A 23,028-nucleotide genomic window follows, 5' to 3' on the forward strand; every position below is an offset into this window, starting at 1 on the left:
CGCTGAAACTACTCTTTTACTAAAGCATTCTTGACCTTTTCTACCCTAGCAGCCCATGAATGCTTTTGCAAAAAGGTTTTTTGAATGTTTGCCCGGTAATCCGCAGCATGCTGTGCCATTTCTCCAATTGCCCTTGCCATGTCATTAGACTTATCCTCACAAATAATTCCATAACCATCTGTCTCTATTATCTCTCTTTGTGCTTGACAATATGTGGCGATAACTGGAAGCTCATTAGAGAGATACTCTACAAGCTTTACAGGAACAGCGAAGTCATTGTAAGTACTGCGATATCTTGGGATAAACGCAAAATCCATTTCCCGATAAAGCTCATTTAAGGCTTCTCCACTCAAATGACGTACAGTCACATCCAACTCTTGAATTCGGGCTTTTTTCTCTTCTGGCAATTGCTTATACTCATCCTCACGGCACACAATTGTCAATTCGGCCACTTTCCCTTGCCCATTAGCGATTTCCATTGCATCGAGCAGAAGAAACAACCCGTAATCTTCATTATTAATCCCGCCGACATAAAGCCCCTGAGCCAGCTCAGTATTTTTTTCCTTTTTAACAATATTCATTTCCTTGCCGCCTGGCGGAAGAGAAATCATCGTTCTTTGTATGTTAACAAACTTGCCCATTGCATCACTTGGCAAGAAAATAACCTGACAGTATTTATTATAGAAACGTTCTTCCATTCGATAAATGGTTTTCATGACTGCTTTTTTCGGCCCTTTTAACGGATAAAGCTCATCGAACTTCCAGTACACATCACGATAGAAAACGCCAACGGGTACATGACGTTCTTTTAAATAGCTCATCACCTTTTTATCGATAAACGGTTTCTTTGGAATATGTCCTTTATCTGTCATCCAGAAAGGAATCGTTTGGTTTTCCATATAGCAAAACCAAACATTCTCAAGCTTCCCTTCTGCCTTCCATTGCTCAAAAAGGGCTTCCCTAGCAGAAGAGTTTCCTGACAACAGCAGAATATCAATATTCTCTTTCGCTCCCCATTCCTGAAATGCCTTATACATTTCCTTTGGCCGAAGCTTAGATCCGCTATTCGCATTTTCCGCTATTTCAAATGGATAATAAAGCAAAACTGATTTCATACGTGTTCTCCTTATCGTTCATTGCCCGCAGCTTTTTTTCTTGAAAAGTAAGCGAACAAATCCAATCGAAATCTAATAAACAATAGAATCCCAGCGAATAAGCAAGTGATAAAAATCCAAATTGGATTAAAGAGAAAATCAGTAAATCCACCTACTAATGTCCGAGGAATATTAATTGAGAAATAAATAAACAAGCATAAAAAGACAGGGTTCTTTGGTAGCCTAATAAAAATGATATAAATAAGCTGAACAAGAACTCCTACGTACATCGTTCCAAGAATAATCCCCAAATACCCGAAATTTGCATAAGCTTCTGCAATAAATAACGTATTCAGCACTCCGCCTGTTCCGTCATCAATTCGATTCGGGAAAGCATTCGCCATCACTAATCTTGCTGAACGCACCTGCTCTAAATCAAACCATCCGATCACAATGGATGGAAGGCTTCTGCCATTCAAAAATGGAATCGAATTCCCAAACAAATCTAAGTGCAGGTAAGTAGGCGAAATTTGCGCCAAAATAATTCTTCCAATCGGTCCAGACGAATAGGAGAAAAAGCTTTCTAAATCTTTAACTCCTTGAATAAATACATACATCCCCACAATAACCACGGCTCCGCTAAGCGTGTAGCCTATGATCTTATTCCAAGTCAGGACTAACTTCCCTACGTATAATCTGACAAAAATATACATAATGATATAGAAGAAAATTGGTGATTTTGAAAGATCATATACACTAATGGCAACCGCACAAGCAAATAGAGCAAAGAATAAGAATATCCATTTCAAATGTCTAGTTTTGACCGCATAAACATAGGCAATCAATGAAAGCAAAGGCGTCAAAGCAATTGCAAAAATATTTCTTATATAGACATTGCCATGAAAATTCCTTGCTGCTTCAATCCTTTGCAAGCCCAATTCTGAAAAGTTCCCTTTTAATAGTGAGAAAATAGGAACTTGATTTGTCTTTAAAAGAGTATAAGCGACAGCTAGCATACTTATTAAAGATAAACCGAGAAACAGAAGATAGAATTCATTTTTCTGGCTAAATGTATTTTCAACCGGCTTTTTCAAATAATCATTGAATTCCTTTTTCGCGTCAAATCCCGCAAGCCTGCTTACTAGGAGCATAGATAACGGCAGGAAAACCATAACAAAGGAAACCGCTCCAAAACCAATATAACGGTAAACATCATGATGAAGCTTATTAATCATATAATAATGATCAATATCAAGCGCAATGAGCAGGCTGCCTATATAGCTGGAAACAAGCAAGGAATAATAAAAGATTAATGAACCTAAATTTGGTTTCGTTAATGAAAGGCTTCCAGACACACTAGCAAATAGCTTTATGGAAACGGCTAAAACAATAACCCATATAATAAAAGCCAACATTCGTTAGCACCTACTTTTTGCTGAGCAAGTCAACAATTTTTTCAGAAGCTTGTCCATCACCAAATACTTCTTTATATTCCGGGTGAACCTCTTTTTCAACGGCAGCTAGTATTTTTTCTGTATCTGTTCCTGTTAAAATATTCGCTTCTCCTGTTAATGTTTCAACCCATTCTGTTTGTTCGCGAATTGTAACACATGGGACCTTCATAAAGTAAGCCTCTTTTTGGACACCGCCTGAATCTGTAACAATTTTCTTCGCATTCGCTTCGAGAGTCAGCATATCCAGATAACCGACAGGATCAATGACTTTCAGGTTCGGTACATCACCAAGATTTAAACCGTAGTCAGCTAATTTATGCTTTGTTCTTGGATGAATCGGCCATACCTTCACATCTTCAATTTTTGAGAAAGCCTCTAAAATATTCTTCATATTTTGAAGATCATCTGTATTTTCCGCTCTATGAATCGTAATTAAATGATAATTCTTAGATGTTAACCCAGCTTCTTCTAGAATGTTTGATTTTTCTTTAGCCAGTTCGCGGTTATAAAGAACGGCATCGTACATAACATCTCCAATGTTAAAAACATTGTGGGTAATATTTTCGTTTGTTAAGTTTTCTACAGCCGTATCTGTTGGACAGAAAAGGAATTCTGAAACATGGTCTGTCATGATGCGGTTAACTTCCTCTGGCATTTTCTTATTAAAGCTTCTTAGACCCGCTTCAATATGAATGACTGGAACGTGCAATTTAGCAGCCACTAGTGCGCCCGCCAACGTAGAGTTTGTATCCCCATAAACCATTAAATAATCCGGTTGCTCGCTTAAAACGATTTCTTCGATTTTCGCAAGCATTTCACCTGTTTGCTTTCCGTGATTACCAGATCCCACACCTAGATGATAATCAGGCTTTGGAATATGAAGCTCCTCGAAGAAAATATCAGACATATTGGCATCATAGTGCTGGCCAGTATGAATAATTTTCTCCTCCATATGCTTTCTTAACACTCTTGATACTGGTGCTGCTTTAATAAATTGCGGCCTTGCGCCTAGAATCGTTAATATTTTCATTTAAATTCACCTTTCAAGCTTTGAATATAGTCTTTTGCTAAAAATGAATTAATATTATAAGGCTGTTTATATTTAAGCCCATCATGTTTGAAAGACAATGCTTTTACATACTCTGGATAATTCTTATAAATCCCATACCATTCCATTGGCTCTGTGTAATATTGCTGGTACAGCTTTTTCCGATTGTATAGCTTCTTAGCGGTCTTATAGAAGACCCCATATTTTTGTTTCAAGGATGCTTCCTTGCCGACTGGCTTTACAGGCTCCGGAAAATAATCTGGGTACATTTTGTTTAATGTGTAATCATATAAATACTTCTTAAAACGTAAATCAACAGGAACTGTATTGAAAAAATCCATTAACCGGTCATCCCATAATGGAATATCCCAATTTTTTTCGTAAAACTCATATACACGGACAGAGTTAATAATGAATTTTGCCTGGCGTTCTCTCCAGTCCCAATACTCAAACAGGGCACTCGCTTGTTCATTTGTTTGGAAAGGAAGATTTTTAAACGACCGTTTCATTTCTGCCAGGACATCTTGAGCAGATGTGTGTATACCCTGTTCAACTTCCCATAATTTATGATGCTTATTAAGATTAAATTGAAGAACATCCTCCACTGTAAATTCTCGGTCAACTGTTATCTCATACGCCAAATGGCTACCAGCGACAAAGTCACCTGAGTGGCCTGGGATAAACACATATTCGGCATCCTGCTTGCCAATTATTTCTCTAACAGCCGGCCAGTCTTGAAGGTGAGCCATGGATGATCCATTAACGGCGAAAGAAACATAATTCTTCCACTCTTTGGAATGGTACCAGCGATACCAGTCATCCTTTTTATATTCAATAAAGTCCCATTTCAACCCTAACCGATTAGCAATATCACGGCTAACCTGGGCCTCTTTATTTTCCTTTTTTCCATATGTGAAGGAGGCAATATTCTCTATTCCGAACTCTTTTAACAGAAGAGCAATGATTCTTGAGTCATATCCACCGCTTAAAGGTAAGATTGGCGTTTTATTAATCAAACGTTTGATTAAATCTTCGAAAACAACATGAAGAACACATTTCAATTCTTCACTGAATGTTTCTAAATCCTTTTCCACTGGATGGTGATAAAATTGATAATATTCTTTGTTCTCAAGCTTTCCCGCTTTAGAAATTTGAATATAAGAGCCGGCTTCAACTTGGAATACATTCGTGTAAAGTGTCTTTTCATTGGCTGTGAAGCCCGTTAATAAAAACTCTTTTACAGCAGTCTGATTGAAGGAAGTCCCGTCTTGCTGCGTGATTCTATCGGTAATAATCCAGCTTGAACCCTCTTGATAATAAAACAAAGGAATACTTCGTTTCCGGTCTACAATAGCAGTTACTTGGTTTTGGCCAACACATATATAAGCAAACTCACCAATGATCTCATGTAAGTTACTAAGGAAAAAGCCCTCCTCCTTAAAAACCTCATAAGCCTCGTGTGCAGGATAATACTTTCCTTGAAAGATAAAATATCCAGCAAAGTAGATTTGGCCAAAGGGAAAGGTCATTTGTTTAAATTGGGTTCTAGTATTTAGTTTTACTTTACAGAATTGCAAGTCTATCACCTATTTTAAATTATAGTGCTTTGGATCTTTTTCTTAATAGATCTTTATCGAGCCTTGATATAAGGATCATAACGAAATAACCTAACCAGGCAAAAACAATGTTGCTATTAGAAATATCTGTCTCCTGAATATAGACGATAGCAGCTGTAGCTAACAGAGAAGACAGAAACAAAAAGGCCATTTTCCCGAAGGATACAGGAACATGATACAGTTTTTGGCTTTTAACAAAAATATAAGTAATGGCAATCAAGTAGGAAATTAAATAAGCAGAAACACTTCCCCATATTGAAAAAGAAGGAATTAGCATTAGATTTAACACTATATTCACTACCGCTGCCATTCCGAAGGCATATGAGATGATTTTCGTTTGTTTTGTAAAGAAAATGCCCACGGAGATAATCATATAGAAAAAATTTAAGAAGGTAACTGCAGACAATATGGCAACATATTGATAAGCTTCATGATAACCGCTGCCTAACATACGAATAATCCATGGCATTAAGGTTGCAACAAATAGAACGCCTAATGTCCCTATCAACAGAATACCATAATACAACTTAGCAAATAAAACAGGACTGTCTTTTTTATCCTTGAGTGACATGGAGAACGGTCTCCAAGCCATTTGCACACCACTTGTGAGTAGAGTAATTAAAGAAGCAAATCTAACTGCTGTTCCATATATACCAACTTCATGTAAAGAAGTGAATGCCTTTAAAAGGAATGAATTTGCATTTACAATCACCCAAAAAGCCAAAGAAGCAGGTACCAAAGGAGCGGCATAGATTAAGATTTCTTTTAATAGGTTCTTATTAAAAGTAAACCTTGTAAATTTTAATACAGGTTTAATTAGCAACAATATAACAATACCCACACTGATTAGACGTCCGTATATAATACCATCAATCGTAGGGCTTACATAAGCTAGAAATACATAAGACAGTACAGCTATTAAAAGCATTTTAAGAATGGTAAAGGTAACAACCTTTTTTGTGAAAAAATCATAACGAAGAACCGTTAAGATTAAAGCGATGACTGTGTCTAGGGCCATAACTCCAATGGATAGATATAATAAGTAGTAAAGTTTCGCGTCATCAATTAAGAGCTGAGTCAGCCACTGCCCGCCAATTAGAAAAACGATCGCAATAATAAAAACAATCAGCAATCTAAACGTCATTACCGATCTGACATATTCAAGCCTCTTCTTCTTATCTTCACTATCAAAGTAATAATAAGCTAGAGCCGAATCCGTACCAAAAATGACGACAAAGGTTAGCATAGATGTAAAGCGATCCAGATAATCTAATACTCCATATTGAGCAGGATCCGGAAGAAAAGATGTGTAAATCGGAAGCATGATAAACGCTATCAGCTTCGTTCCTACGTTCATAAATGCGTAAAGGAGCGAATCCGCTCCTAAACGCCTAATTTGGGCGAACACCCTATAACAGCTCCCGCTCGTCTACCATTTTAGAGAACTTCGCAGGAACCCCTTTAACTAATGTCTTAGGCTCTGTATCCTTCGTCACCAATGCACCTGCAGCCACAAATGTTTCTTCCTCCACTGTAATTCCAGGTAATATAATAGAGGCTCCGCCAACACGTGCGCCTTTTTTTACATGGGCACCTTTAATTTTATCAAAGCGCTCTTCTGTTCTTCCCATAAAATTATCATTCGTCGTCGTCACACACGGTGCAATAAAAACTTGCTCTTCAAGAGTCGTATAAGCTGTAATATACGAGTTAGATTGAATTTTTGTCCGATCACCAATCTTCACATAGTTCTCTACAGTTACTCCTCTGCCGACAATGACAAAGTTACCAATTTCAACATTTTCCCTTACACTTGCAAGGTCTGCAATCAGCGTGCTTGAACCAATTTTAGCGCCACGATAAATCACAGCGTTCGCCCCAACGGTTACCTCTTCCCCAATTTCTAACGCAGGAATAGAATCAGAAAGCTTAACTGTACTTGTCTTTGCTGGCTTTGGCGGTTTACCTACAACAGCACCATCTGCAATTGTTGTATTGTCGCCGATTGACGTTCCTTCATGAATCGTTACACGGTTACCAACAATAACGTTTTTGCCAATCTTTACATCCTTTTCAATAACAGAAAAATGTCCAACTTGAACAGAAGCATCTAATTGAGCGGAAGGATCAATAAAGTTCATATTCGTATATCTCCCTTTATTTTAAAAATTATAGAGTTGCAGATATCTGGATTGATTTGGCGGATATATTCCGAAAGTCGCCGATATATCCCGAAAGTCGCCGATATATTTCGAAAGTCGCCTATATATCGAAGAAGTCTGCTAATATTTCTCAGAAAGTAACCTTTTTTAGCTACAATCTCACCAAATTCAATAAAATTATAAGCTGATCTTGCTTAAATGACTAATAGCTCAGAAAGAAAGGTGTTTCCAGCATAACTTCGCATTAAAATCGGTACCAAGGTTATGAAAAAACTCCTCCGAATTCAGCCTAAACCTCATTCAGAGGAGTCCTATTGAATCCAAATAAAATTACAATTTAATATATTTATTAGGCTTATTGATATCTTTTAATGCATTACGCGTATCAAAAATAACTTTGCTTTCTTGTGCAATCATATTGTAATCAAAATCAGTATGATCAGTTGTAACTAAAACAAGATCCGCATCGTTTAAAAGCTCTTTCGTCAGATCCACAGTTTCAATCTTTTTATTGCATGATCTAAATGATTTCACATATGGATCTACAACTGTATAGTCAGCACCATGGTGTTCTAGAAGCTCAACAATCTTTAATACTGGGGATTCTCGAACATCGTCAATATCCTTTTTATAAGCTACGCCAAGAACTGCCACTTTTGCTCCACGAAGAGCTTTGCCGTCTTCGTTTAGAACTTGCATAGAACGTGTAATCACGTATTCAGGCATGCTGTTGTTAATTTCGCCAGCAAGCTCGATTAATTTCGTATGGTAGTTATATTCACGTGCTTTCCATGTTAAGTAGAATGGATCGATTGGAATACAGTGTCCGCCAAGACCAGGACCTGGATAGAATGCCATGAATCCATAAGGCTTAGTTTTCGCTGCATCAATAACTTCCCAAACATCAATGCCCATTTTCTCGCATAAAATCGCCATTTCGTTGGCTAATGCAATGTTAATATGACGGAATGTGTTTTCGAAGATTTTTTCCATCTCAGCTACAGCAGGAGAAGATACTTCGTGTACATCACCTTCAAGTACATTGCGATAAAGAGCTGCTGCAACCTTCGTACAATTTTCCGTAATCCCTCCAACAACCTTTGGAGTATTCTTTGTTTTGAAATGTTTATTACCTGGATCAACACGCTCAGGTGAATAAGCAACAAAAACAGATTCCCCTACTTTGAAGCCTTTTTCTTCAAGAGCAGGCTTTACAATTTCTTCTGTAGTGCCAGGATATGTTGTGGACTCTAACACGACAAGCATACCTTCATGTGCATACTTAGCAATTTCTTTTGAAGAGCTTTTCACATAAGATGTGTCAGGCTGCTGATAAATATCAAGCGGTGTTGGAACGCAGATGGCAACAGCGTCAACCTCTTGAATTCGTGCATAGTCAGTTGTTGCTACTAAATGACCGCTTTTAATCATATCTGCTAAATCTTGGTCAACAACGTCACCAATATAGTTAATACCCATATTTACCTGTTCAACACGTGCTGCTTGAACATCAAAGCCAATTACTTTATAGCCAGCCTTTGCTTTTTCAACTGCTAAAGGCAGACCCACATAACCAAGTCCAACTACTCCAATAACAGCTTCTTTATTTTCAATTTTATTTAATAATGATGTATATACGTCCATCTTTATTTTCTCCTTTTATAAAACGACTTTTTTCCCTGTTTCGGCTGATTCTAAAATTGCCAGTATTAATTTTACAGGAGCGAGACCGTCTTCGCCAGTTACAATTGGATTACGGTTTTCTTGTATTGCCATTGCCATGTCCTCGATAATGCATTGATGCCCTGGCTTCCCAAATGGGTCTGCTTTAATTTCATCTTTTATTTTGTCCGCTTCCTCTTCTGTTACACCCTCGATGTCCCACGTTTCAATGAAATTTGCATTACGGCCGCTTATTTTTACCGAAGCTGTTTCTCCAAAAATCGCAATAGACTCTTCTAAGTTTTTAGGGTAAATCGTTGTAGCTGCTTCAATCACACCTAATGCCCCATTTTTAAATTGAACGACTGCTGCGGCTACATCCTCTGTTTCAATCTTACGAAGACGAGTTGCTGCCATTGCCTGTACAGATTCAACTGGACCCATTAGCCATAGCATTAAATCAAGATCATGAATCGCCTGGTTCATTAAGACGCCACCATCAAATTCTTTCGTGCCTCTCCATTCAGCTTGATCATAATAAGCTTGATTGCGATTCCAGCGAACAGTAGCATTGGCATGACTTAACTTTCCGAATGCGCCTGCATCCATTTGTTCTCTTAATTTTTGAATGGCAGGTCTGAAACGGTTTGGATGAACGACCGCGAGTTTTACACCGTGCTCATTTGCATATTGGATCATATCCTCAGCGTCCTGAAGCTTTAATGACATCGGCTTCTCCACAATAATATGTCTGCCGTTCTCTGCCACTATTTTTGTTAAGAGAGCATGCAGGCCTGAAGGCACACAAATATTAACTACATGAATCTCTGGATTTTCTTCAAGCATTTTTTGTAAATCAGTATATTTCTTCACATCTGGAAGATCTAATTCCAAACGTGATGGATTTGTATCACAAATCGCAAATAAATGGGCATTCTCCGCATTTTGAATTGCCTCTATATGTTTGTTTGCTATATGGCCCATCCCTACGATGGCAAAATTAATCATGTTGGTAATACCTCCGGGCTTCAATAATATATTTCCAAAGCATCAGGATTAAGAATGTCGCAAAGATTCCTAATAGTAAACCTGCTAAGGTAAGTTCTTTTTTATATGTGTCGACTGTGTTAATGTCTTGTTTTACAATTGAAGGCTTTTCGAAAAAGGCCAGATCTGTATTCATTTTTTGGATGGACGCTAACGCTGTTGAAGCTTCTACCTCAGTCCATTCAAGTAAACTAGTAATTCTTGCTGTTTCATCAATAGTTAAGTCCTTGCTCTCGATCTTCTTACTTGCTGAACTTAATACATTATTCATGGCGTCTAGCTTTGCCTGTGTTTCCTCAATTCCTTCTTCAGTCTTCTTATAGCGAAGGTTATAATTTTCTATAAGCGCTTCTTCAACGCCTGAAGTCATCTTTTGAAGATCTTTTTCCAAGCGCTCTTTATTGTCATCATAAATTTTAATTTTGATATAACTTTCGCTTGAAACATAGGAATCAATGACGCCGTGTACATCTTTTCCAAATTCAGCATCGATATTAGTCGGATTCGTCAAAGCCTTTAATTTAACTGAGCCAGTAAAAACAGTCGAAGTTCCTACATATTTCCCCTCTTTAGGAACTAAATATGAGCCCCCAAACCCTAATAGCATAAATATTAATGGAATTATGATAAAGAATATCTTCTTTTTCCAAAAAAATAATAAGTACTCATATAAAACAAACCTTTTTTGTTCTGCCAACAGGACCACCATTCCTTTTAAAGTTTATATAATCATTGTTCTGTGTTGTAGTGCTTGAAAGATGCAACATGAGGGCCTAAATAATAAAATTTTTTTCAGCACTATGTTCATCACACAAGCAAGTAAAAGAAACGCCCCCTATTCGGCGACGTTTCATTCGGTTTTTTATTTGTTGTAAAACTCCTTGATCTTAGCCACTACATATTCCTGTTGCTCTTGCTTTAGCTCAGGGAACATCGGTAGGGATAATGCTTCCTTAGCAGCCTTTTCAGATTCAGGAAGGTCTCCTTCATTATAGCCTAAATCTTTAAATACAGGCTGAACATGAAGTGGAAGCGGATAGTAAATCATCGTTTGAACGCCTTGTTCTTTTAAGAATACTTGAAGCTCGTCACGTTTTTCTACTCTAATCGTATACTGATGGAAAACGTGGTAATTTCCTTCTTTTTCGACTGGAGTTTTCACAAGCTCGCCTAATTGCTCATTAAGAAGCTGAGTATACACAGCAGCTTTTTCTCTTCTTAACTCGCTCCATTTATTTAAATGAGGAAATTTCACATTTAATACAGCAGCTTGAAGCTCATCAAGACGGCTATTATAGCCTAACACATGATGATAGTATTTCGGCTTGCTTCCATGCACACGAATAACGCGACAATTTTCAGCAACTTCATCATCGTTTGTAACAATCATTCCCGCATCTCCGTATGCACCAAGGTTTTTCGTAGGGAAAAAACTGTAAGTAGCCGCTGTTCCTAATTCTCCTACTGTTTTGCCGTGGCGCTTTGCACCGATTGCTTGTGCAGCATCTTCAATAATCGCTAAATTATGTTTGTCTGCGATTTCGCGAAGTTTTTCCATATCAGCCATTTGTCCATATAAATGAACCGGAATAATCGCTTTCGTCTTATCTGTAATGGCCTCTTCTACTTTTGCAGGATCAATATTAAACGTAACAGGGTCAATGTCTACATAAACAGGTGTTGCACCTGCACGGACAATAGAACCACCTGTTGCAAAGAATGTAAATGGTGTTGTAATGACTTCATCTCCAGACTTAATACCTGCAGCCTGAAGAGCAATATGTATTGCATCACTGCCATTTGCACAGCCAATACCGTGTTTAACATTGCTAAACTCAGCTACATCAGCTTCAAGCTTTTTAACGTTATCACCCAAAATAAATCGGGAAGAACTCATAACTTGATCTAAAGCAGTAAGCATTTCTTCTTTTAATTCTTGATACTGTTCACTTAAATCTAACATAGGAATATTCATTTTCATTTCCTCCAGCTTTCTAGATGAAATACTAAATTATTTTAACACAAAATAGGTGCAGAACAGACAATTTTCGTTATGGTTTTATGACATTTTTCGAACCATTCTTCTAAAAAAAGCCGTTTGCGGGCGTCCACAAACGGCCAATTTCTATTGTCTTCCCGTTACTTTGCGATAAATTTTAATTACAGGCTTATACTTTTCATGAACTAATCCAATTGCTTCAGCAAGCAGTTCAAATATTAACAGCAGACCGAAGATCAGAAAAATACTAACCCATAATGTAGCTGTTGAGAATAGTATGGCACTTACGCTAAAAACAATTCCAAAACCATATATACATAATACGGTTTTTCTATGGGAAAGCCCAAGAGCTAAAAGCCTATGATGCAAATGTGACTTATCTGGAGCCGAAATTGGCTTTTTATTAACAATCCTTCTAATGATTGCATAAGTTGTGTCAAAAACAGGAACACCTAATATGATAATTGGGACAATAAAACTAAACAGCGTGACACTTTTGTATAGACCCAATAAGGATAGTACAGAAATAGAGTAACCTAGGAACAGCGCTCCCGTATCACCCATAAAAATTTTCGCCGGGTGAAAATTGTGGAACAAGAATCCAAGCGTACTTCCTAATAATATAAGTGATAACATTAAGATCAGCGGTTTGCCAGCAACACCAGCCATGAAGGCAATTGTGCCGATTACAATAGCGGAAATCCCCGCAGACAAACCATCAAGACCATCAATTAAGTTAATAGCATTTGTAATAGCCACAATCCAAAAGACTGTGATTGGATACGTCCATATTCCAATGTCATAAGTACCTACAAAAGGAATTGTTAAGTGATCGATGTTTAATCCGCTTCCGACAACAGCTCCAGCAGCAAGAAGCTGGCCAGCAAGCTTATATTTTGCGGACAATTCATATTTATCATCAAGGATACCGGTAATGATGATAATAATAGCACCGACTGTAATTCCCGTTATTTTTTCATTGTAAAGACCGCCAACCAAATATCCGGCAACTACCCCGCCGAAAATTGCCAAACCACCAAGACGCGGCATGATTCTTGAATGCACTTTTCTCTTGTTTGGTTTGTCTACAGCGCCGATCTTAATCGCTAATTTAATGACTAGGGGTGTAATAAGTAAGGATGTTACTATAGCCGCTAGGAATGCAGCGATAAATTTTATATCCAATGATATCACCTTGTATTCGTAGTAATCCCGCTAGGGGCAAGTATTATCCCTCTAAATGGTATGTTTAATTCGATTAGAATAATCCTAACATATATCAAAAAGAATTCAATTAATTTCATTTTTACAAAAATTACAAAACAGCATCATTTAATACCTTAATTATACTATCACCTCAATCATCGAAAAATCTTTATAACATTTCAACCTAAAAAGGAAGTATCCTCTAAAATTGACGAATATTCTCGAAAAAGGTTTCAAATAATAGAGAATAATAGAATCTGTAAAAAATTAACTGACGTATTCCGACTAAAATATATTATACTACATAATATGTTATAATTTAGCTAGAAATAAAGTTTTAGGAGAGAACAACATGCTATCTTTAATGAAGCGAGTTTTTAATGAAGATTCTGCCGAACTAAAACGTCTATATAAACATGTTACAAACATTAATGAATTAGAGGCAAAGGTTTCTCAACTCAGTGATGAAGAATTGAAAGAAGCAACACAATACTTTAAAGAAAAAATTGCTTCTGGCGTATCCATACAAAATTTAAAAGAAGAAGCCTTTGCTATTGTCCGCGAAGCATCAAATCGCGTGCTTGGCATGCGTCATTATGACGTCCAAATACTTGGAGGGCTTGTCCTTCTCGACGGCGGTATTGCTCAGATGGCAACTGGAGAAGGTAAAACACTTGTTGCAACACTTCCAACCTATTTAAAAGCGCTGGAAGGGAAAGGAGTTCACGTCATCACAGCCAATGAATATTTAGCTAAGCGTGACTGTGAACAAATGGGAAAAGTTTTGACATTCCTTGGGCTTAATGTCGGACTAAACATTTCCCAAATTTCTGAATCTGAGAAAAAGGATGCCTATAACGCTGATATTACATACGGAACAGGCACTGAGTTTGGATTTGACTATTTACGGGACAACATGGTCAATCGCCTTGAAGATCAAGTGCAGAGACCTTTACATTATGCTATTGTCGACGAGATTGATAGTATATTAATAGACGAGGCAAGAACACCATTAATTATTGCTAGTAAATCCGATATTGCTACCGAACTCTTTCAAATTACATCCGAAATTGTGAGAGACTTTGAAGATAGCAATCACTATGAATTTTACCCTGAAACAAAACAAATCGTTCTAGCTGATAATGGAGCGAACGTATTTGAAGAAGCTTTTGGAATTGCAAACCTGTACGACGCCGAGCACCGTGAACTGCTTCACAATATCATGCAGTCTTTAAGAGCACATGTCGTTATGCGTAAAGATGTAGACTATATTGTAAAAAATGATCAGATTATGCTCGTCGATCAGTACACAGGTCGAATTATGGAAGGCCGTACTTTCAGTGACGGACTTCATCAAGCCATTGAAGCAAAAGAAGGCGTAACAATAAAAGAGGAAAACCAAACACAAGCCTCTATTACAGTTCAAAACTACTTTAGAATGTATACCACACTTGCCGGGATGACTGGAAGTGCTATGCCTGCTAAGCAGGAGTTCTGGGAAACTTATAATTTACGAGTGGTTGCTATTCCAACGAATAAACCAAATGCCCGCCAGGATGAAGATCCATTAGTCTACAAAGATTATGATTCTAAAGTGCAGAAAATTGTTGATGAAGTGAGCAAGCATAATCAATTAGGACGCCCAGTATTAATTGGAACAACTTCTATTGAACAATCTGAACGCTTATCTTCATTTTTAACTAAGGCTAATATTAAACATCAAATTCTAAATGCAAAAACAGAAGAAGATGAGGCGCTGATTATTGCTCAAGCTGGGCAAAGGAATAAAGTGATGATTTCAACCAATATGGCTGGACGCGGTACCGATATTCTTCTAGGTGAAGGCGTTCGTGAATTAGGCGGCCTTCAAATTATCGGAACAGAGCTTCATGAAAGTGCACGTATTGATATGCAGCTAAGAGGCCGTGCAGGCCGTCAAGGAGATCCAGGTTCTACTCAATTTATTATTTCTATTGAAGATGATATTTTCCATAGCTATGATAAAGAAGAAATGGATAGATGGAAGAAAAAAATCAAATCTGATGAAAATGGCTTAATTGTGTCCCCTAACCCGGTCAAGTTCGTGAAAAAGGTTCAGGAAACTGTTGAAGGTGCACATTTTTCATCTAGAAATCATCTTTTAAAGCTTGATGATATTGTTGACGAACAAAGAAAAATTATTTATAAAAAGCGAAATGACTTGCTGACAATAACGAACTTTAACGAACTATTGAAAGCGTCACTAAACAATCATTTACAAAAGCTCGTAGAGAAATATTGTCCTGATGATGTATTATTCGAAGATTGGCCAACTGAAAGCCTATATGAAGAATTAACCGTTGTTTTTGGAAATCTTCCATTCCCAGCTTCTGATCTAAAAGGAGCAGAAAAGCATGCGATACAAGTAAAAGTTGATGATCTCTTTAAAAATCATCTAGAATTATTAAATACTCTTGAAGAAAACGAAAATTTCCAAGTTCAAATAAAGAATATGTACTTACAAACTTTAGATCACTCTTGGATTGTTCATATGGAGCTGCTATTCCATATGAGAGAGGATATTGGCATCCGTGGATATGGACAGGAAGATCCTTATCGCTTATATGCAGGCGAAGCATATGAGGAATTCTTACATTTCTTAGCAGAATTAGATGCTCAAATTACAAAACAGGCGAAGTTGTATATTCAGCATTACTTAGCAGAGTAAAAGCGGTGGCCCCCAAAAGGGCCGCCGTTAACAAATATTATTATTAAAAAGGTGGCTTTTTAATGGGAAACAAAAAGAAAGCAAATGCTTCTAATGCAGATGGTATCAAAACAAAGCTATCCTATCATCCTGATTGGGATTTAACTGTACAGGAGAAATATGTTTTTCAATACAATCACCAGAAGCTCCCACGCCTTCAGCCCAACCAGCTGTCTGTGAGCGGGATCAATTTATATGAATATGACGATGGATTTGTCGTCACTGCGTTCTTAAACAGTTCACTGCCACAAGCTATTTCTTTTGAAGTGATTGATCTCGTTCTTGTTAATGAAAACAATGAGCCTTTAGCAAGAAAAGGCTTCGAAATGGATCTATTTGGGGAGCTTCCTCCTAATACGAGCAGACCTTGGAGATTTCTATTTGAAAATGAAAATAAATTAGTAGAGGAAATCCCTAAAAAAGGCTGGAAACTGGTATTCGAACTGAAGAAAAAACAAGTAAACGGTCTTGTACTTGATTTAGAGGATAGCTGGGAAGCAAGTTTAAGTGATGAGCAAAAAGCGAAACTAGAGGAAATTAATAAAAACCTTCCCGCCCTTCGTGAGGGAGAAGTGAATTTCATGGGCTTAGAAGCTAATATTGTCGAAGGAAAAGGAATTGCGGTTACTTTGTTAATCCGTAATGCCAGCAATCGCAGTATTTTCATTGAAAATATTCCTCTTGCCTTTGAAGATGCATCTCAGGAAGTTGTTGCTCAAGCCGGCTTCCAATTAAATAACCTAGAGGTAAAAAGCCAGACATGCAAACCGTGGACATTTGTGTTTCCGGAATCAGCCATTACAAAGGAAAATTTGGATTTATCCAGGTGGAAAGCATATGTGCCACAATCAGCGAAAGTGGATGTTAAACAATCTTAAATATTTTGAGCGCCATTTCTATGGCGCTTTTTATTTTTAGATAGAAAAAGAGATTTGAAGCTAAGGGGCTTCAAATCTCTTTTTTATTTGCTTGCATCTAATGCATGATATTCAATATGTTCTTTCATATTTGTAATAAAGGTACCACCAAGGCCGTATTGTCCGCCATGGTTTGTATCATATGTATAAACACGGAATTTCTCACCAGGCTTAAGAACGCGAACCATTTCTAATTCATTATTACTGTCACGCTTCCATAGATTAATGGCTTTCTTGATCTCAACTACCCCAATCTGATTAGTCTTAATGTCAAGACCCATGAACTTACCATCAACAGGTGGAGCCGGAGGAGCCTCTAGTTCAACAAACCTTTTTGCGCCAACATATCTAGACTTCCAATACATCTCTGTCTCTAAGTTACTTATTTTAATACCCTTTGTTGAATCTGCGTGAATAAATTGATTATCACCAATATAAATACCTGAATGAGATACACGGGAACCTAATGTATTAAAGAAAACCGCGTCACCAGGAATAAGATCTGCTTTATCGATAGAAATACCTTTATGATACTGATCAGTTGAAATTCTTGGAAGATCAACGCCAAAATGACTGAAAACATAGGCTAAAAATCCAGAGCAATCAAACCCGCTAGTAGTATCTCCGCCGTAAACATAAGGAATTCCAATTAGTTTCTTACTATATTCAATAATATCTGTATTTTGCTCAGCTGCGCTAGCTTTACTAACCCCAAAAAACGTTGGGAAAAGCAAAGAGGCTGTTAATACTACTTTCGCTAACTTTTTCATGTGTGCCTCCCGAAAACAAGAAAATTGTCATATCTTATCGGTTACTAATATGATTTTACATTATTTTCAGGCAATTTTATTTTTCAATTCTATTAAATAATCGCTCTAACATTACAAAAATGTTACAAAAAGAGACTATTTTACTAGTATAACAGAACCAGCAAACATTTTTTGTAAGACAGTTTTAATGATTGCTTTTGATTAGGTTATAGCATTAAGTAGACAAGCATGGCATGAATAGCTTGAAGATTGATTAGGAATTTAGTAGGAAGACTGAATAAATGACGTTTCGACATTGTTTGTAAAATTCTTATAGGGAGCAGGAGTTGTGATATTAGATTCTAATTAATATTAATTGTTAAATCTTGACTGTTACAGGTAAAACTACTTGTTAAAAATGGGACCATAAATGCATTAGTTTTATTATGACATTTTGCTATTTGGTGTTTCGCAGCTTTTAATTTTTATGGTCTCTGAGTGCTAAAACAGGCACATTTAAAATACGGGTTTTAAGTGAATTGGGGCGTTTTAGGGACGCGGGTTTGTTTAGTTTGAGCTAATACCCGTTCATGGGCAAGTGCTATGTCATAGTTTTTTGAGGTTTTAGCTAAAATCCATTCATTAAAGAGTCCTATGGACGCGTTATCAAAATGTCTTGATAAAAACCAGTACATAGGTAAGTTCAATTTTGCAAAGCCTGAATAAAAACATGTTCATGAATGCCCAAAGGCAACGGTTTAGCCTGTGATCTAAATCCTCCGCTTTTGATGTAATCGAGCAAGTTGCAGAAACACTGTTACCAAAGTAAAAAAGAAAACTGTCATTCCCTTCAAAACCTTTACATTCTCTTAATGTTACCGGAACTCATTTTGGAAAAGTTTCAAGTCAGGTGATCCCTTTAATTCTAATAAACCTGCAAAAAGCAGGAAAACCTTCTTTTTCAAGAAGGTTTAGGAAAAATCCGGCCAATTTTTTTGATATTGGTCTCCTTTGATTTTTACAAGCGTTTTATATCGGAAAGGCATTAAATCACTTGCATCTTTATCAATATATTCCAAAGCGAGCTCCAATGGAATGAGATGAAATTGATCTTCTACTTCAGATAGAAAGAAAGCATCTTTGATTTTTCCGCTTTTTTTCGTGTCAATTAGTAAAAAAGCTGGATAATAAGTTCCATCGTGCGCTTCAAGAATTGCCTTTGCCGTAACAAACCCTTTCGGCTCTTGCTCAATATCATCATTTGCTGTTTTATCTAAAGTTTTCTGAGCCCAGCCTTGTCTCTTATATCCCCCAATTATTTTGGGAGGCTCTTTTTCAAACTGTTTTTTAACTTGATCATATTCAGAACTAAATGACATTCTTTTCCCTCCAACGAAAAGGGTCTTTAAGGATTTTCCTTAAACAGGAACAAAAATAAGATTGCATGTACTAGCGTATCACATCATAAATGACAAATCAAACAGATGTCCATAACAATTTTTATCACTGTCAGAATCTTTACATTTCCTACATCCCTTTTCCCTTATAGACCGCTAGATTGTCTTTATAAAAAGTTTCAATTAAAAGGGCCTATTCCTCAGCATCTGGGATTGGGTTGCACCGTCAATCCCGACTGATGAGAAATTTGCCCTTCAACACTTTTTACTTATAGACCGCTTGAATCTGATCTATATAAATGACACCACTATTTTTATTAGCATCATTTACTTCCATATAACGTACTGGGACGTCAATTCGTAATGGTGTTTTAATATCTTGTGGAACAGGTGCTTCAACATACTTCCAGCCTGTCCAATCTAAGTTCTTTGTAAAATCAAGCTGGATTTCTTGATTATTTGCGTCTTTCAGCTGCATTCTTAACCAATGTCCTTGTCCATCACCATAAACCCACATACCAATCTTCTTAGGTAATCCCTTAATCGCTAATGGATTAACGGCATCTACATAAGCACCAGAAGTACCTGAAGTTCCCGAAAAATCATAGCTTAACTTTACAGAATTTTTTCCGGTTTTAATGATAGCTGTCTCATTATCAATTTTTACGCTGTTATATCTTGCTCCTGATGCCTTATAGTTAGCAATTCCACCTTCAAACCCTTCTAGAAGAATAGGCTCAGGTGTACCTACTGTTACATTAATCTTTGCAGTTACAGAACCGTGAGAAACCGTAATGGTTCCTGTTCCATTCACTGCACCCGCTTTGAATTCACCTTTATTATTAATTGTGCCAATATTAGGTGTTACACTCCACTTAAATAGTGCAGGATCGGTGATCACTGTTTTTCCTTTATAGATTCCTTTTGGCTGGATGGTGTAGACGTTGTTCTTCTCAACAATTATATCCTTCTCATCTACTTGAATACTTTCTAGCGTATTGATTATATTAAGCTTAAGCTTACTGCTAATATTCCCTGAGGCCACAGTAATTTCACTTTGACTTAGGGTTGTCACAACCGTGTAGCTTCCATCAGCATTTTTCTTCAATGCCGGCGAAGAGAATACGATTGGCTGTGTAACTGGTACTGCATTATAGAACTGATCCATACCCTTTACAGTAATACCTAAGTCCTTGTAGGTAGCTCCAGCAAACAGTGTCAATTCTTCCGGCTTCACAATAAGTTGATTAAGTGGTCCTTTTAGCCATTGGCTAATAAATAGTAAAGCATTGGATACGGAACGTTCTTTGCCGTCAGATGGGGTATTTACAACGGTTACTTTATCATTCCCATAATCCCTAGTGACCATGGTTGATGAACCGCCTCCATCGAAAGTAAAGGCATGAATAGCCCCAAGATCCTTCATAACAGAGGCCATCTCCGGTAATGTCAGACCTACACTTTGAGTGGTGCGCCCATCAACTACTGCTGTTACAATTCCGCCATCTGCTTTAATTCCAATAGCTGAGCGAGGATGCACACCTGGAACATCTTGCGGAACAATCGCACCATTCTTCACCAAATGGTAACGTCCGCTAATGGCTTCTACTACGTCATTCCATTCACTTGGAGAAAATTCAGCCTTTACCTCTACTTTGTCACCTTCTTTTACTTTTTGTAAATAGTCGCTGGCAAAGTGATGACCAGATAGAACAAATTCTCCATCATTTAACTGAGCATTTCCAATATTGGCAGCAACTTTAGTCACTGTACCTGTTAATACACTATGTCCATTCAATTGACCAGCATCTATTTTTACAACCACTTCTGTTCCTAAATCATTTGTTCTTGTTGAGCTTGCAAATGAAGGTGTATAAAGAACAAGATGGTTAGCTGCTCTAGTACGATTCACAGAATTAATTTTATATGGCTCTTGTCCATTGATTTGTACTGATAATGATAGTTGAGGACTGCCAATAATCGGCTTACCAGCACTAGTTATCCCGAAAACTGCTAATTCATTGATTGGCGTTTGACTAGTAGATACGATATTCCCATTTTGAATCATTAAGTCAACTGGATGGCCGTTTTTATCAAAGTAATCTCCGTTAATTCCAGCCACAACTTGTTTATTTTCGGTTTGCGCCTTGTTAGCCTGACTGGCTACCGTTTCAAAACCAAACATTTGGCCATTAGCCAATGCTGTTTCCAAACTGATTTTTTCTGTTTTTCCATCATATTCAACTGTATAAATCTTTTGTTTTCCGCGATTGCTATCAACAGAAAGCTGTGTTTCCGTTACCCCGGGAGCAATTTTCTTCGATTTTTGCTCTGTTACCGTCCCGATTGATAGTTTTCCTATCGGTTTAACCTGACTGCTGCCTCCACCATAAGCAGCTTCAAGCTCCGCAAGCTTTTTCTTAGAAGGTGTCCGATAATCCACATAGCCTGCTATTTTTGTAATATAATAGCCTCCGCCAAGTCCATACTGACCTCCAAAAAGATCATCATAACGATAAACACGATATTGTTCACCAGGCTTTAAAACACGTGTAAATACTAGCTTGTTCCCTTCTCTTTTCCATAGATTAATAGGCTTTAGGACTTTAATTTTGCCGACTTGCCCTTTAACCATTAACAGCCCATCCCAATATACTTTTACCTCGCTAGCTTGAGCAGGCGTATGTAGTCCCAAAATCAATGCTGCAGCTACTACTAAGTTAACAATCCACTTTTTCCCCATTTTTCCTCTCCTTCGTTATACTATTCTATTATTATATGACATTTTGCCAAAAAAATGGACAATTAACTCCATAAAACGACTATAGGACTATAATTTTCTTTGTGAAATTTGTTGAAAGAAAGAAGTTTTGTATAACGAATGATTACACATTACTTTTCTCCTATACTAATCGTTTAGGGTGCTCAAAGATTTCCCGCTTTCTCTTTAGCTCATTGGCCCTTCTAATAACGCTGATTTATTGTGAGAACAAATAAAAACCCCCTCGAGTGTGAGGGGAATAAGAGTATCACTATTTAATATTTTCAATAAATTGATAGGTTTGCGGTGCAAATGTTTGCAGTTTTTTCCTTGAATCCTTATCCCGGTAATACATAGCAAAGCACTCAGCAAAGTATTCCTCTGAATAGAGATTGAAATATTCTTCATTTGGAAAGAGCTTCTTTTTTTCTAGGTTCCATATCGAAGTAAATTTAGCAGTAGCCGATATATGATTTTTTAATATACTATCGATCGAGTGGGCAAGTTCATGTAGCTCTAGGTTTATGGAGCCATGCCCATTCCCTTTTTCACTATAGCCAATCCTGACTACCACATTTTTATTACCGCCAATTCCAGGTACATCATCCCATGTCTTGTTTAAATTTTCCCAGCCTCGGGGAACAACTCCTTTTAAATGGGCGTATTCCTTCGTTTCTGTTATTGGGCCAGTTACAAGAAGGATGTGTATATTCTGCTGGATTAACTGAACTAGCACGGATTCAGGCAAGGCTTGCAGCCTTCCTTTTATTTGTTTCACCGCATTCGTATCATAATTTGTCTGTGGTAAAACAACGACCGAATCGACCAGACACTCCTGATTACAGTCAAGCAGCTTTCTCTTTGATATAGAAGGAGTTTCATAGATGACATGATCATCCACTTTTGTAATATAATAATCTCCACCTACTCCATACTGCCCTCCATAAAGATCATCCATCCGATAGACTCGATAGGTTTCCCCTTGTTGAAGCAATCGTTCGAATTGAAGGCCACTTTCTGTTCTTTTCCAGAGATTGATTGGCTTTACCACTATTACACGGCCAATTTGCCCTTTTTTAAGCTCTACCCCATCCCAATATACAGTTGCAGCTTGTGATTTCAAAGGACTTATGGAAATAAATAAAACAATTATAGCAAACAAATATAATA

At 37.4% G+C, this 23,028-nt stretch carries 17 protein-coding genes and 1 pseudogene; 2 read left to right on the forward strand and 16 right to left on the reverse strand.

The annotated features are described in order from the left end of the window. Positions 1-8 precede the first annotated feature (8 nt). From H0173_RS16595 to H0173_RS16645, 11 genes are all read right to left on the reverse strand, one after another. On the reverse strand, positions 9-1,115 hold the full coding sequence (locus tag H0173_RS16595; RefSeq protein WP_221847629.1) for a glycosyltransferase: 1,107 nt from the start codon (positions 1,113-1,115) through the stop codon (positions 9-11). A gap of 11 nt (positions 1,116-1,126) precedes the next feature. Beyond that, positions 1,127-2,509, reverse strand: a complete 1,383-nt coding sequence (locus H0173_RS16600; RefSeq protein ID WP_221847630.1) for an O-antigen polymerase — start codon at positions 2,507-2,509, stop codon at positions 1,127-1,129. Positions 2,510-2,519: 10 nt separating this feature from the next. After that, complete coding sequence (gene wecB / locus H0173_RS16605; protein ID WP_221847631.1) at positions 2,520-3,578, reverse strand: non-hydrolyzing UDP-N-acetylglucosamine 2-epimerase; 1,059 nt, start codon at positions 3,576-3,578, stop codon at positions 2,520-2,522. Continuing rightward, the gene (locus tag H0173_RS16610) at positions 3,575-5,173 is read right to left on the reverse strand and encodes an asparagine synthetase B family protein (protein ID WP_221847632.1); all 1,599 of its coding nucleotides are present in this window, start codon (positions 5,171-5,173) and stop codon (positions 3,575-3,577) included. Before H0173_RS16610 ends, wecB begins: the two co-directional genes overlap by 4 nt. Positions 5,174-5,192: 19 nt before the next feature. After that, positions 5,193-6,620 (reverse strand): oligosaccharide flippase family protein, encoded by a 1,428-nt coding sequence (locus H0173_RS22550; RefSeq protein WP_221847633.1) that lies wholly within the window; start codon positions 6,618-6,620, stop codon positions 5,193-5,195. A 1-nt stretch (position 6,621) separates the two neighbouring features. Further along, on the reverse strand, positions 6,622-7,353 hold the full coding sequence (locus H0173_RS16620; protein WP_221847634.1) for an acyltransferase: 732 nt from the start codon (positions 7,351-7,353) through the stop codon (positions 6,622-6,624). Between the two features lie 351 nt (positions 7,354-7,704). Continuing rightward, a complete protein-coding gene (locus tag H0173_RS16625; protein ID WP_221847635.1) occupies positions 7,705-9,018 on the reverse strand; it encodes a nucleotide sugar dehydrogenase in 1,314 nt (437 codons plus the stop codon). A gap of 15 nt (positions 9,019-9,033) precedes the next feature. Beyond that, a complete protein-coding gene (locus H0173_RS16630; protein ID WP_221847636.1) occupies positions 9,034-10,044 on the reverse strand; it encodes a Gfo/Idh/MocA family protein in 1,011 nt (336 codons plus the stop codon). Further along, the gene (locus H0173_RS16635; RefSeq protein WP_221847637.1) at positions 10,037-10,780 is read right to left on the reverse strand and encodes a hypothetical protein; all 744 of its coding nucleotides are present in this window, start codon (positions 10,778-10,780) and stop codon (positions 10,037-10,039) included. The genes H0173_RS16630 and H0173_RS16635 overlap by 8 nt, the downstream gene beginning before the upstream one ends. A gap of 165 nt (positions 10,781-10,945) precedes the next feature. After that, positions 10,946-12,058, reverse strand: coding sequence for a DegT/DnrJ/EryC1/StrS family aminotransferase (locus H0173_RS16640; protein WP_221847638.1), 1,113 nt, complete (start codon positions 12,056-12,058; stop codon positions 10,946-10,948). Positions 12,059-12,208: 150 nt separating this feature from the next. Then, the gene (locus H0173_RS16645; RefSeq protein WP_221847639.1) at positions 12,209-13,267 is read right to left on the reverse strand and encodes a glycosyltransferase family 4 protein; all 1,059 of its coding nucleotides are present in this window, start codon (positions 13,265-13,267) and stop codon (positions 12,209-12,211) included. A 373-nt stretch (positions 13,268-13,640) separates the two neighbouring features. Between H0173_RS16645 and secA2 the strand changes: the two genes are divergently transcribed. Together secA2 and H0173_RS16655 are read left to right on the forward strand one after the other, a co-directional pair. Continuing rightward, a complete protein-coding gene (secA2, locus tag H0173_RS16650; RefSeq protein ID WP_221847640.1) occupies positions 13,641-15,995 on the forward strand; it encodes an accessory Sec system translocase SecA2 in 2,355 nt (784 codons plus the stop codon). A gap of 62 nt (positions 15,996-16,057) precedes the next feature. After that, positions 16,058-16,912: an accessory Sec system S-layer assembly protein gene (locus H0173_RS16655; RefSeq protein WP_221847641.1), complete on the forward strand. Its 855-nt coding sequence runs from the start codon at positions 16,058-16,060 to the stop codon at positions 16,910-16,912. 83 nt (positions 16,913-16,995) lie between these two features. Here H0173_RS16655 and H0173_RS16660 read toward each other — a convergent pair whose 3' ends face one another. From H0173_RS16660 to H0173_RS22910, 5 genes and pseudogenes are all read right to left on the reverse strand, one after another. Continuing rightward, entirely contained in the window at positions 16,996-17,721 is a 726-nt protein-coding gene (locus H0173_RS16660; RefSeq protein WP_221847642.1) for a C40 family peptidase, read from the reverse strand. A gap of 950 nt (positions 17,722-18,671) precedes the next feature. Then, on the reverse strand, positions 18,672-19,079 hold the full coding sequence (locus H0173_RS16665) for a hypothetical protein (RefSeq protein WP_221847643.1): 408 nt from the start codon (positions 19,077-19,079) through the stop codon (positions 18,672-18,674). Between the two features lie 283 nt (positions 19,080-19,362). Further along, complete coding sequence (locus H0173_RS16670; protein ID WP_221847644.1) at positions 19,363-21,840, reverse strand: phosphodiester glycosidase family protein; 2,478 nt, start codon at positions 21,838-21,840, stop codon at positions 19,363-19,365. 289 nt (positions 21,841-22,129) lie between these two features. Then, a complete protein-coding gene (locus H0173_RS16675) occupies positions 22,130-22,726 on the reverse strand; it encodes an anthrax toxin lethal factor-related metalloendopeptidase (RefSeq protein WP_483862201.1) in 597 nt (198 codons plus the stop codon). Then, a pseudogene (locus tag H0173_RS22910) lies at positions 22,712-22,972 on the reverse strand (bifunctional 2',3'-cyclic-nucleotide 2'-phosphodiesterase/3'-nucleotidase); the annotation flags it as partial. The pseudogene H0173_RS22910 and the gene H0173_RS16675, both read right to left, overlap by 15 nt. Between the last annotated feature and the right edge of the window lie 56 nt (positions 22,973-23,028).

This window comes from Bacillus sp. S/N-304-OC-R1 (genome assembly GCF_019749375.1).
Classification (GTDB): domain Bacteria; phylum Bacillota; class Bacilli; order Bacillales; family Cytobacillaceae; genus Cytobacillus.

Coding starts and splice junctions, on each gene's coding strand:
- H0173_RS16595 (WP_221847629.1), bottom strand. CDS start 1,115: ATGAAATCAGTTTTGCTTTATTATCCATTTGAAATAGCGGAAAATGCG.
- H0173_RS16600 (WP_221847630.1), bottom strand. CDS start 2,509: ATGTTGGCTTTTATTATATGGGTTATTGTTTTAGCCGTTTCCATAAAG.
- wecB (WP_221847631.1), bottom strand. CDS start 3,578: ATGAAAATATTAACGATTCTAGGCGCAAGGCCGCAATTTATTAAAGCA.
- H0173_RS16620 (WP_221847634.1), bottom strand. CDS start 7,353: ATGAACTTTATTGATCCTTCCGCTCAATTAGATGCTTCTGTTCAAGTT.
- H0173_RS16625 (WP_221847635.1), bottom strand. CDS start 9,018: ATGGACGTATATACATCATTATTAAATAAAATTGAAAATAAAGAAGCT.
- H0173_RS16630 (WP_221847636.1), bottom strand. CDS start 10,044: ATGATTAATTTTGCCATCGTAGGGATGGGCCATATAGCAAACAAACAT.
- H0173_RS16640 (WP_221847638.1), bottom strand. CDS start 12,058: ATGAATATTCCTATGTTAGATTTAAGTGAACAGTATCAAGAATTAAAA.
- secA2 (WP_221847640.1), top strand. CDS start 13,641: ATGCTATCTTTAATGAAGCGAGTTTTTAATGAAGATTCTGCCGAACTA.
- H0173_RS16655 (WP_221847641.1), top strand. CDS start 16,058: ATGGGAAACAAAAAGAAAGCAAATGCTTCTAATGCAGATGGTATCAAA.
- H0173_RS16660 (WP_221847642.1), bottom strand. CDS start 17,721: ATGAAAAAGTTAGCGAAAGTAGTATTAACAGCCTCTTTGCTTTTCCCA.
- H0173_RS16665 (WP_221847643.1), bottom strand. CDS start 19,079: ATGTCATTTAGTTCTGAATATGATCAAGTTAAAAAACAGTTTGAAAAA.
- H0173_RS16670 (WP_221847644.1), bottom strand. CDS start 21,840: ATGGGGAAAAAGTGGATTGTTAACTTAGTAGTAGCTGCAGCATTGATT.